This window comes from Cupriavidus sp. 09_S30 (assembly GCF_056930435.1).
The window spans coordinates 867,236-878,130 of record NZ_JBXOWI010000002.1 but is presented as its reverse complement, the minus strand read 5'-3'; the positions used below and the strand labels follow the sequence as shown (position 1 = coordinate 878,130).

General features: G+C 66.3%; 13 protein-coding genes. 8 read left to right on the top strand and 5 right to left on the bottom strand.

What is annotated here, in order from left to right:
* Positions 1 to 21 precede the first annotated feature (21 nt).
* The 3 genes from AC1Z3O_RS24100 to AC1Z3O_RS24090 all read left to right on the top strand — a co-directional run bounded on the left by AC1Z3O_RS24100 (position 22) and on the right by AC1Z3O_RS24090 (position 3,518).
* A complete protein-coding gene (locus tag AC1Z3O_RS24100; RefSeq protein ID WP_483518380.1) occupies positions 22 to 285 on the top strand; it encodes a hypothetical protein in 264 nt (87 codons plus the stop codon).
* 159 nt (positions 286 to 444) lie between these two features.
* The gene (locus AC1Z3O_RS24095; RefSeq protein WP_483518379.1) at positions 445 to 2,202 is read left to right on the top strand and encodes a SulP family inorganic anion transporter; all 1,758 of its coding nucleotides are present in this window, start codon (positions 445 to 447) and stop codon (positions 2,200 to 2,202) included.
* Positions 2,203 to 2,261: 59 nt separating this feature from the next.
* Positions 2,262 to 3,518 (top strand): hypothetical protein, encoded by a 1,257-nt coding sequence (locus tag AC1Z3O_RS24090; RefSeq protein WP_483518378.1) that lies wholly within the window; start codon positions 2,262 to 2,264, stop codon positions 3,516 to 3,518.
* A gap of 13 nt (positions 3,519 to 3,531) precedes the next feature.
* Here AC1Z3O_RS24090 and AC1Z3O_RS24085 read toward each other — a convergent pair whose 3' ends face one another.
* Entirely contained in the window at positions 3,532 to 3,717 is a 186-nt protein-coding gene (locus tag AC1Z3O_RS24085) for a DUF3562 domain-containing protein (RefSeq protein ID WP_483518377.1), read from the bottom strand.
* Positions 3,718 to 4,196: 479 nt separating this feature from the next.
* On the opposite strand from AC1Z3O_RS24085, the gene AC1Z3O_RS24080 reads away from it, so the two are divergent.
* On the top strand, positions 4,197 to 4,688 hold the full coding sequence (locus AC1Z3O_RS24080; RefSeq protein ID WP_483518376.1) for a flavodoxin family protein: 492 nt from the start codon (positions 4,197 to 4,199) through the stop codon (positions 4,686 to 4,688).
* A gap of 113 nt (positions 4,689 to 4,801) precedes the next feature.
* Entirely contained in the window at positions 4,802 to 5,665 is an 864-nt protein-coding gene (locus AC1Z3O_RS24075) for a c-type cytochrome (RefSeq protein WP_483518375.1), read from the top strand.
* Between the two features lie 88 nt (positions 5,666 to 5,753).
* On the opposite strand, the gene AC1Z3O_RS24070 is transcribed toward AC1Z3O_RS24075, so the two are convergent.
* The 4 genes from AC1Z3O_RS24070 to AC1Z3O_RS24055 all read right to left on the bottom strand — a co-directional run bounded on the left by AC1Z3O_RS24070 (position 5,754) and on the right by AC1Z3O_RS24055 (position 7,993).
* Positions 5,754 to 6,248 carry a hypothetical protein gene (locus AC1Z3O_RS24070; protein WP_483518374.1) on the bottom strand — a complete coding sequence of 165 codons (495 nt, stop codon included), beginning with the start codon at positions 6,246 to 6,248 and terminating at the stop codon, positions 5,754 to 5,756.
* Positions 6,249 to 6,262: 14 nt separating this feature from the next.
* Entirely contained in the window at positions 6,263 to 6,511 is a 249-nt protein-coding gene (locus AC1Z3O_RS24065) for a GlsB/YeaQ/YmgE family stress response membrane protein (protein WP_483518373.1), read from the bottom strand.
* 74 nt (positions 6,512 to 6,585) lie between these two features.
* Entirely contained in the window at positions 6,586 to 6,858 is a 273-nt protein-coding gene (locus AC1Z3O_RS24060; RefSeq protein ID WP_483518372.1) for a hypothetical protein, read from the bottom strand.
* A 232-nt stretch (positions 6,859 to 7,090) separates the two neighbouring features.
* Positions 7,091 to 7,993: a LysR family transcriptional regulator gene (locus tag AC1Z3O_RS24055; protein ID WP_483518371.1), complete on the bottom strand. Its 903-nt coding sequence runs from the start codon at positions 7,991 to 7,993 to the stop codon at positions 7,091 to 7,093.
* Between the two features lie 136 nt (positions 7,994 to 8,129).
* On the opposite strand from AC1Z3O_RS24055, the gene AC1Z3O_RS24050 reads away from it, so the two are divergent.
* The 3 genes from AC1Z3O_RS24050 to AC1Z3O_RS24040 are packed head-to-tail and all read left to right on the top strand — an operon-like array spanning position 8,130 to position 10,887.
* On the top strand, positions 8,130 to 9,122 hold the full coding sequence (locus AC1Z3O_RS24050; protein ID WP_483518370.1) for an FAD-binding oxidoreductase: 993 nt from the start codon (positions 8,130 to 8,132) through the stop codon (positions 9,120 to 9,122).
* A gap of 33 nt (positions 9,123 to 9,155) precedes the next feature.
* Complete coding sequence (locus AC1Z3O_RS24045; RefSeq protein ID WP_483518369.1) at positions 9,156 to 10,412, top strand: aromatic ring-hydroxylating dioxygenase subunit alpha; 1,257 nt, start codon at positions 9,156 to 9,158, stop codon at positions 10,410 to 10,412.
* A gap of 1 nt (position 10,413) precedes the next feature.
* Positions 10,414 to 10,887 carry an aromatic-ring-hydroxylating dioxygenase subunit beta gene (locus tag AC1Z3O_RS24040; protein ID WP_483518368.1) on the top strand — a complete coding sequence of 158 codons (474 nt, stop codon included), beginning with the start codon at positions 10,414 to 10,416 and terminating at the stop codon, positions 10,885 to 10,887.
* The last annotated feature ends 8 nt before the right edge of the window (positions 10,888 to 10,895 follow it).

Here is a 10,895-nt window from a genome sequence, read left to right as displayed (position 1 = left end):
GGAAGGAAGCTGGGAGGCGGCATGAAGGCAGCCACGCGGACGCGCTGGCAGTCCCGCCCGAGACAGCGTGTGCGGCAGTCGACCCGTCGCCGCCCCGTCGCCGATATCGAGCGCCGCATGCAGCACATGTTTCCGTTCCGGATCAACGCTGCCAATCATGCCGCCAATGGCCCGAGCGCCTCTGATCTCGATCTGGATCAAGCTCCAGCAGCAAAGCCCCACTATGCTTGTTCGAGGGGTGGGATCGAAGAGACGATGGCGACGTGGCGCCGGTTGCCAACCTGATCACCGGGTCTTGGCCAGGCGTCCGGCGCAAGCCGCTGCGCACCCCGCTGATCGCGTCGCCGAAGGGCGGGGGCCATGCGGGTACCCGGCGCGTCAGACCGATGATTGTGTCCGCGCCGGTTCCTGGCAGGGCCGGCTCTTGCCGAGGCAGGAGACGCCATGATCGAAGACCCTTCCGAGACCGACGCGCCTGGGCGTGCTGCCCCCGCAGGTGGGTGGCGCGCGGTGTTCCCCCCTGCCCAATGGCTAGCCGGCTACCGGCCTCAGTGGCTGGCGCACGACGCCATCGCCGGCGTGACGCTGGCCGCGTACGGCATACCGGTATCGCTCGCCTACGCCTCCCTCGCCGGGCTGGCGCCGCAGTACGGTATTTATTGTTACTTGGTCGGGGGCGTCGCCTATGCCTTGTTCGGGACTTCGCGCCAGTTGGCCATCGGCCCTACCTCGGCCATCTCGATGCTGGTTGGGGTCACCGTCGCCGACATGGCCAATGGCGATCCGCTCCGCTGGGCTTCGATCGCCGCGCTGACCGCCCTGCTGATCGCCATCATGTGCCTGCTAGCGTGGCTGCTGCGGCTGAGCTCGCTGGTCAACTTCATCAGCGAAACGATCCTGCTCGGCTTCAAGGCCGGCGCGGCGCTGACGATCGGCCTGACCCAATTGCCCAAGCTGTTCGGCGTAAAAGGTGGCGGCGAGTTTTTCTTCGAGCGGATCGTCATTCTTGCCAACCAGCTCCCGCAGACAAACCTGGCCGTGCTGGGCTTCGGCCTCGTCGCCCTTGCCGTGCTGCTGCTGGGAGAGAAGTTGCTGCCGGGGCGCCCGGTTGCGCTGCTCGTGGTGGTGATCTCCATCGTCCTGCTGTCGCTGACACCGCTGCGCGAGCTCGGCATCAAGGTGGTGGGCGCGGTGCCGCAGGGCTTGCCGGCCTTCCAGCTGCCAGGCCTGCGGCCGCGCGATGTCGACGGGGTGATTCCCCTGGCCTTTGCCTGCCTCTTGCTGTCTTACGTCGAAAGCGTCTCCGCGGCGCGTGCCCTGGCGCAGGCGCACGGCTATGAGATCGATCCGCGCCAGGAACTGCTGGGGCTGGGTGTCGCGAACCTGGCAGCGGGGTTCTTCCAGGCCTACCCGGTGGCCGGCGGCCTATCGCAGTCATCCGTGAACGACAAGGCTGGCGCCAGGACGCCGCTCGCGCTGGTGTTCGCCTCGGTCGCGATCGGGCTATGCCTGATGTTCCTCACCGGCCTGCTGGCCAACCTGCCTAACGTCGTGCTGGCGGCCATCGTCCTGGTTGCCGTCAAGGGATTGATCAATATCCGCGAACTGCGCCATGTCTGGCGGGTGAGCCGCTTCGAGTTCGCGGTCTCCATGGTCGCATTCGCCGCCGTGCTGCTGCTCGGCATCCTCAAGGGTGTGATCGTGGCGGTGCTGGTCTCCATGCTGCTGCTGATCCGGCGCGCCGCCCACCCGCATGTCGCCTTCCTCGGCCGCATCCCGGGCACGCGCATCTTCTCCGATATCGAGCGCAACCCCGACAACGAAGCCATCCCGAATGTCATGGCCTTCCGCACCGAGGCCTCGCTGCTCTACTTCAACGTCGAGCACGTGCGCAATGCCGTCTGGCAGAAGATCCGCGCGAGCACCGAGCCGGTCCGGCTGGTGGTCTGCGATCTCTCGATCGCGCCCGCCGTCGACCTGGCCGGCGCGCGCATGCTGGCGACCTTGCACACCGAGCTGGGCGCCGCGGGCATCGCGCTGCGCCTGGTCGGGGCGCATGCATCGGCGAGGGACGTGCTGCGCGCAGAGGGACTGGAGGAACGGGTCGGCTATTTCGACCGCCGCATTTCGGTGGCCGACGCGATCGACTCGTTTGCGGCAGAAGCCAATGCCGCCCAGGGCAAGGCGCAGGCCATGGTCTGAGTCGCCCTGGCTCGGGCATCGCGTTCCTGAATGGATGGCGAATGGTCAGGAGAATCAAGATGTCAACCAATAGCGACCGGGGCCCCGAAGTACGCGGCACCTCCGACATGGCACGCACGTCCATGTCCACCGAAGACGTGCTGGGCAACGTGGAGAACTTCTCGCTGGTCTTGGGAGGTCCGCTCTATCAGCTGCTGCGACGCGCACACTTGTCCGACGATGCGCTCATGCTGGTGCGCCAGCGCGTCCTCTTCATCTCGCTCTTCGCCTGGCTGCCGCTGCTGGTCCTCTGCGCGGCAGAGAGGCATTTGCTTGGGAACACCGTTGCCGTGCCGTTCTTCCTGGACCTGGAGGTCCACGTACGCTTTCTGGTGGTACTTCCCCTTCTGATCCTTGCCGAGCTTGTCGTGCACCGCCGGCTGCGCCGCATCGGGCGGGCCTTCCTCGATCGCGGGCTGATTCCTGAGGGCGCCATGACCCGCTTCCTGGACGCCATCACGTCGGCAATCCGCCTGCGCAACTCGGTGCTTGCCGAGGTCCTGCTGATCGCCTTGGTCTATGGGGTCGGTGTGCTGATCGTATGGCGTCATTACACCGCGCTACAGACGTCCACCTGGTATGCAACGCCGACCGCGGATGGCTCTCACCTCACCCTTGCCGGAGTCTGGTATGGCTATGTCAGCCTTCCGCTTTTCCAGTTCCTGCTGATACGCTGGTACTTCCGCTTGTTCATCTGGGCGCGGCTACTCTGGCAACTATCGCGCATCGATCTGAGCGTCGTTCCCACTCACCCGGATCGTGTCGGTGGCCTCGGCTTCCTTGCGAACACGGCCCACGCCTTTGCGGTCCTTCTCCTCGCGCATGGCGCCATGCTGGCCGGGCAGCTCGCAAATCGCATCTTCTTCCTGGGCGCCGCGCTGCCTGCGTTCAAGATGGAAATCGGCGTGATGGCGCTCTTTCTGCTAAGCATCGTCCTGGGTCCGCTCCTGGTATTCGCGCCACAGCTTGCCCAGGCCAAGCGAACGGGGCTGAATGAGTACGGCACCCTGGCCGAGCAGTACGTCCGTGGCTTTGACACCAAATGGCTGCGCGGCGGTGCGCCTGCCGATGAGCCATTGATGGGCAGCGGTGACATCCAGTCGCTGGCCGACCTGGCCAACAGCTTTGAAGTGATACGGACGATGCGCCTTGCGCCCATCAGCCGCGACACCGTCGTTCAGCTGGCTGCCGCTGTGCTTCTTCCGATCGTGCCGCTGGCCCTGACCATGATGCCCCTGGAGGACTTGCTCAAGCAACTGTTCGGCCTCCTGTTCTAGGCGGCCCGGCCGGCTAGTGTGGTTTCCTGAACTGCTCGGCCACGCGCTTGGCCGCCAGCAAGGGAAGAAAGTCCTGGAACCTGGCCTCCTTGCGCAAGGATTCGCATGCGGCCTCGTAGGCGGCCTCCACATCACGGACAGGGGTACTTGTCTTTACAGCAATACTGGCGATGAGTTCCGACTGTGACTGTGTCTTCATCTCGCTTCTCCCGTTTCGTGACATCGACGCTGCTGCATGGCGTTCAAGTATAGGAACATTCGGGGCAGAAAATCGAGACGGTTTCAGCGGGCGGAATGCGGCGCCCGTGCTGCCGTGCGGTGTAATCTGCCTGCAACGCACGAACCGTATCCTTCAACCCGATGGCTGATGACAGAGGCAAGGAATAATGCAGTGATGCACGCAGCAGCCATTCCCGCCGTGGCGTTCGCGCCAGCCCACCCCAAAAGCGTGGGCGGCGGCCACGCGGCTGTCTTTTCGTATGCGGGGGAACGCTTGAGCCATCAGCAATGATGGCTCTTTCTATTTCTGCACGGGTGCTCGGTCGATACGCGGGCGGGCCAGTCTCCGGGACACATCGTGGCGGCGCTGGCGTGCTACATTGCGCAGGATATTGCCGATTGGCGAATGGCGAATCGGCGGGCGAATCGGCGCATGGGGCGGAGAACGAGCGGGAAAGAATGAAAACGCTGCTGATCATCTATCACACGATGACCGGAGGAACACAGCAGATGGCCGAAGCGGCAGCCGACGGGGCACGCGCGCAGCCCGGCATCGCGGTCAAGCTGCAGCGTGCGGTCGAGACCGGCCCGGACGATGTGCTGGCGGCCGATGGCTATCTGTTCGCGACGCCGGAGAACCTGGCCGCGATGTCCGGGCTGATGAAGGACTTCTTCGATCGCTGCTACTATGCGGCGCTCGACCGCGTGAACGGCCGTCCGTACGCGGCCATGATCTGCGCCGGCAGCGACGGGCAGAATGCCCTGCGCCAGGTCGACCGCATCGCCACCGGCTGGCGCCTCAAGAGTGTGGCACCAGGCCTGATCGTCTGCACCCACGCACAGACGCCGGAACGCATTCTGGCCCCCAAGGAGATCGGCACCGAGGATCTTGCGCGCTGCGCCGAGCTCGGCGCCGGATTGGCGGCGGGCCTTGCGCTTGGCGTCTTCTGACCCTGGGCACGAGCCGGCGCAACCGCGTGCATCTGCCCACTGCTGCATCACCGTAGTACCTTGCCTGGCGGCAGGAATGCCGCGCATTTCCCCTTTGTTCTGGAGAGAGACACATGAGAGCCTGGATCGCAAGCGCCATCGGCGCGCTTGGCTGCGCGATGGCGTTCCTGGCCGGTCCGGCATGCGCCGCGGACACGGCGACGCTGACCATTACCGCTGGCACGCAGCAGCGCAGCTGGACACTGGATGGCTTGCTGCATGACCGCCGCCTGACCGACGTGACGGTGGACGATGACAATCTGAAGCGCCGCCTCACGTTCAAGGCGATCCCCATGACGGCCCTGCTGCACGGCCTGCCGGCGGCCACCGACGCGAGCGCGACCACGGCAGCCAGCGATGGCTATATCTCCCACCTGCCGGTGCGCCTGCTGCTGGCCGATGGCGCCGACGCGCCACGCGCCTGGCTGGCGGTGGAGAATCCCGCCGCACCGTGGCCGACGCTCAAGGGCCAGGACATCGGGCCGTTCCGCCTGATCTGGACCGTACCGTCGGCGCACGCCGCTTCCTTGGTGAACGAAAGCCACTGGACGTACAACATCGTGCGCATCGACATTGCCGCCTCGCCTGCCGAACGCTTCGCGGCAATCCGGCCCGCAGCGGGCCTGCCGTCCGACGGTCCGGTCATGCGCGGCTTCGCGACATTCCAGCGCGTCTGCTTCTCCTGCCACACGCTCAACCGGATCGGCGATGCGCAGCTCGGTCCCGACCTGAACCTGCCGTACAGCCCCGTCGAGTATCTTGGCGACGAGAAGCTGACCAAGCTGATCCGCAACCCGCAGTCGCTGCGCTGGTGGCCCAACGCGCGCATGTCGGCAATCGATGGTAAGACGCTGTCCGACTCTGACCTGAGCGACTTGCTGGCCTATCTGCATCACATGGCAGGACGCAAGGCGGCGCCGGCTGCCGCTGGCTCCTGACGCCCTGGCGCTCTGCAAAAAAAAGACGGTGCCCCCGGGCACCGTTGTGAACAAAGCAGCCAGCCTGCTTGCTGCCGGCCGTCTTGCTTTATCCTTGCTGCCCGTCCTTGAGCCTGGCCAGCGCGATGGCCAGCACGGCACTGCCCAGCGTCTTGACCAGGGTGGGGTGTTCGGCATAGAAATGCCCCAGCCGCTCGACCACGCCCGGGTGCGCCTGCTCGGCATGCGCGGCGATGGCCTGCACCTGTTCCGGCGTAAGCTGGCTGGCCTGCTCGGCCGTGACCTGGGTGGCGCCCGGCGCCATCACACTGCCCAAGGCACCGCCGGCGGCCTGCGCCAGCACGGCAGGCCCCACCATCGCCAGCAGTTCATTGAGCATGCCGGCCTGCTGCGCACCATTGGACTGGCCGAACAATTGGCCGACCATGTTAGAGAAAGGCGCGGTCTGGTCGGAACGGAAGGCTTCGGCGAGCCCCTGTCCCAGCACGCCCGGCGCCGCTTCGCGCGCCACTTGCTCAAACTGCTGCCCTGCGTCGGCGCCGAGTGCGCCGGCCGCTTGCTGTAGCAGATCCATCAATCCCATCGTGCGTTCCTTGCTCAGTCTTTGCGGGGGAAGAGGTGGTAGACAACGAGCAGGATCACCGCGCCGACCACTGCGCCGATGAAGCCGGCCGATTGTCCTGGGCGGTACCAGTGCAGCGCCTGCCCGATGAAGGTGGCGGCAAGGGCGCCGCCGATGCCCAATGCGGCGGTGAGAAAGAAGCCGCTCGGGCCGCGCCCTGGCGTGATCGCTCGCGCTACAAGGCCGGCGATAAAGCCAATGATGATGGTCCATATCAGGTGCATCGAGTTCTCTCGCTAGCAAGATGGGGCGCCCCGCCAGGAGCGCCCTGGTCTACCGTCATCGCACGCCGTGCGGTTTATTGCATAGGCTTTTCTTGCGTCGTCGAGTCGGTCGACGACTTCGAGTCGGCCGGCGCCGTCGACTTGCTGTGCTTGGCGTGGCTGGCGTGGCTGCTCTTCGACTTGTGCGTGCTCTTTTCCGTCTTTTCCATCGGTGCCGGTGCCTTTTCAGGTGCAGGCGACGCAGCAGGCGCCGCGGGTGCGGCAGGCGCAGCAGGCGTGGCAGGCGCTTGCGCGAAGGCGCCAGCGGCGAACAGGCCAAGGGACAGGATCGCAAATAGCTTCTTCATGTCAGACTCCAGGTGGCACGCGCGGCTTGCGCGTTACCTGCAAAAACGCCTCGTGGGCAGCGCATGTTGACGGAGGAGACCGACATCGATGTAACAGTTCGTATCCCGGATGAGCCAAGGCTAGTACATGGAAGCGCACGTAGCGCGACTGTGACAATCGTTTGCAATCGACGCGCCGGCTGCTGCGCCGCCGCCTGCAATGACCACCTGCGCCGCTGCAGGTCCGGCGCGCTCAGCGCGCGAACGTCTCCACGATCAGCTGGCGCAGCCACTGGTTGCCCGGCTCGCGATGGTTCTTGGCATGCCACAGCACGTTGACCACGATGTCCGGGATCTTGACCGGACAGGGCGCCGTCTGCAGCCCGAAGGGCTCCAGGGTGCGCTGGGCGTAGGCTTCGGGCACGACCGCGATCAGGTCGGTGGTCTGCAGGATGTGCCCGACCGCGACGAAGTGCGGCACGCGCAGGCGCACATCGCGCGGCACGCCGGCGCGCTGGATGGCCATGTCGACCATGCCGTGGCCGGTCCCCTCGGCGACGATGGAAACATGCTCGGCCGCGCGGAATGCGGCCAGCGAGATGCCGCCCTTGTCGAGCGGATGCCCCTGGCGGAACAGGCAGACATAGCGCTGGCGGAAGAGGCGACGCTGGAAGAAGCCGCTCTTCAGGTCGGGCAGGAAGCCAATCGCCAGATCGACCCGCCCGCTCTCCATTTCGCCCTGCAGCGTGTCGCCGTGGTTGCGCACCGTGCTGATCGTCACGCCGGGCGCCACCGCCCCCAGTTTCCGCATCAGCGCCGGCAGGAAATAGATCTCCCCGATGTCGGTCATGGCCACCGTGAAGGCACGCTGGCTGGCGGCAGGGTCGAAGCCGGCGCTGGCATTGAGCGTGTGGTGGATAGCATCGAGCGACTCGCCGATCGGGCCGGCCAGCCGCTCGGCCAGCGGCGTCGGGATCATGCCCTTGGCCGTACGAAGGAACAGTTCGTCGCCGAGCAGCCGGCGCAGCCGGTTCAGGGCGTTGCTGACAGCCGGCTGCGACATGCCGAGCGCCTGCGCCACCGCGGAGACGCGGCGCCGCCGCAGCAGCTCGTGGAACACCACCAGCAGGTTCAGGTCGACATCCTGCAATTCCATGCGTTTCCTCCCGGCCAAGGCTCCAGGCATTATCACTTCCGGTGATATGGCAGATCAATGATCTTCGATTTATTTATAGTCTCGCAGCGGGCACCATAGGCGCATTCCACCAGACCAGACCGGAGACACTGGCGCCATGGAACTGTCCATCCAGCCCCTGCAACGCACCCTCGTCCTGCCCGCCGGGACCAACCTGCTCGAGGCCCTGCGCACCCGCGGCATCCCCATCTCCTATAGCTGCATGGCCGGCCGCTGCGGCACCTGCCGCTGCCGCCTCGCCGCCGGCAAGGCACTGGTGGCCGGCGGCGCGGGCGCGCCCGCAGCTGTGCGTGGTCCGCAGGACGTGCTCGCCTGCCAGACCACACTCGTCGAGGACTGCATTATCGAGATCCCTGAGATCGACGAGGTGGTGGTCCACCCTGCCCGGATCCTGAAGGCGACCGTGACGGCTATCGAGGACCTGACACACGACATCAAGCGCCTGCGCCTCAAGCTGTCCAAGCCCTTCGCCTTCTCGCCGGGCCAGTATGCAAACCTGCAGTTCACGCCCGCGCATGCCCGCCCCTACTCGATAGCGGTTGCGCCGAACCCGGACGAACTCGAGTTCCATGTGCGGTTCGTGCCGGACGGCCGCGTCACCAGCTATGTCGCCGGCGAACTGAAGGTCGGCGACGCCGTGCGCGTGAGCGGGCCGCTGGGCACGGCCTACCTGCGGCGCAAGGCCGCCGGGCCCATCCTGTGCATCGCCGGCGGCACCGGCCTGGCGCCGGTGCTGTCCATCCTGCGCGGCATGGCCGAGGCCGGCATGGACAACGACGTCCACGTCTACTTCGGCGCGCGCGCACGGCGCGACGTCTATGGCGAGCGCTGGCTGGCGGCGCTGCGGCGCAAACTGCCTCGCCTGGCCGTTCACGTGGTCGTCGCTGACGGCACGGCGGACGGCCGGGACGGCTACCGCGCCGGCATGGTCACGCAGGCCGTCGACGACGACTGGACGTCGCTGGCTGGCTGGACCGCCTATCTCGCCGGCGCACCGGCCATGGTCGACGCCGCCACCGCCCTGCTGCAACGCAAGGGCATCGCACCCGCCAGCATCCATGCCGACGCCTTCCACGCGAGCGGCAACTGAATCCGGCCCCAGGCCCGTCAAAGGAGACAAAGCATGAATGAAGCCCCGTTGCGCTTTCGCCCGCCCGCCTGGGAAGACGGCGGTTCCAGCCGCATCCCCTTCCACGCCTACACGGACGAAGACATCTACCGCCGCGAACTCGAGCGTTTCTTCTATGCGGGGCACTGGTGCTATGTCGCGCTGGAAGCCGAGATCCCGAATCCGGGCGACTTCAAGCGCACGGCCGTCGGCGAGCGCTCCGTCATCGTCACGCGCGCGGCGGACGGGGAAATCCACGTCGTGGAGAACGTCTGCGCCCACCGCGGCGTGCGCTTCTGCCGCGAGCGCTTCGGCAACCGCAAGGACTTCACCTGCCCCTACCACCAGTGGAACTATGACCTGAAGGGCAACCTGGTCGGCGTGCCGTTCCGCCGCGGCGTCAAGCTCGACGGCAAGGTCAACGGCGGCATGCCGCCCGACTTCGACCCCAGGGACCACGGCCTGACGCGGCTGAAGGTGGCCACGCGCCACGGCGTGGTGTTCGCCTCCTTCGACCATGAGGTGCCGCCGCTGGAGGACTACCTCGGCCCCACCATCCTGCGCTACTTCGACCGCGTCTTCGACGGCCGCGGGCTGACCATCCTGGGCTACAGCCGCCAGCGCATCCCGGGCAACTGGAAGCTGATGCAGGAGAACATCAAGGACCCCTACCACCCCGGCCTGCTGCACACGTGGTTTGTCACCTTCGGCCTGTGGCGCGCCGACAACCGCTCCGAACTGAAGATGGACGAGCACTTCCGCCACGCCGCGATGATCTCTACGCGCGGCAGCGGCGGCAGGGGCGACGTGACCAGCGGCGTATCCAGCTTCAAGGACCAGATGCGGCTGCACGACGACCGCTTCCTCGACGTGGTGCAGGAAGACTGGTGGGGCGGGCCCACCGCTGTGATGATGACGCTCTTCCCCAGCGTCATCATCCAGCAGCAGGTCAACTCCGTCTCGACCCGCCATATCCAGCCCAACGGCCACGGCTCCTTCGACTTCGTCTGGACCCACTTCGGCTTTGCGGACGACAGCGAGGAGATGACGCGCCGCCGCCTGCGCCAGGCCAACCTGTTCGGCCCGGCCGGCTTCGTCTCCGCAGATGACGGCGAGGTGATCGAGTTCTCGCAGGAAGGCTTCGCGCAGAAGCCCTGGCACCGCACCATCGCCGAACTCGGCGGGCGCGATACCGCCGACGCCGACCACATGGTGACCGAAACGCTGATCCGCGGCATGTACGCCTACTGGCGCCGCGTGATGGAGGCCTGAGATGCTCGACTTCCCAACCTACCAGCGGCTGCTGGCCCTCTACGCCGACTATGCCGCCGCGCTCGACAATGAAGCCTGGGAGCAGTGGCCGGAGTTCTTCACCGAGGACTGCGTCTACCGCGTCCAGCCGCGCGAGAACCATGAACGCGGCCTGCCGCTGGCCACGCTGTCCTTCGAGAGCAAGGGCATGCTGCGGGACCGCGTCTACGGTGCGACGGAAACCATCTTCCACGACCCCTACTACCAGCGCCACGTGGTCGGCATGCCGCGCATCCTCGCCGACGACGGCGCGCGCATCCGCGCCGAGGCCAGCTACGCTGTGTTCCGCACCAAGCCCGATGAACTATCGACCGTGTTCAACGTCGGTCGCTATCTCGACACTATCCTGCGCACCGAGGCCGGCCTGAAGTTCGAGTCGCGCCTGTGCGTGTTCGACAGCGAGATGATTCCCAACTCGCTTATCTATCCGATCTGAGGCTTGCC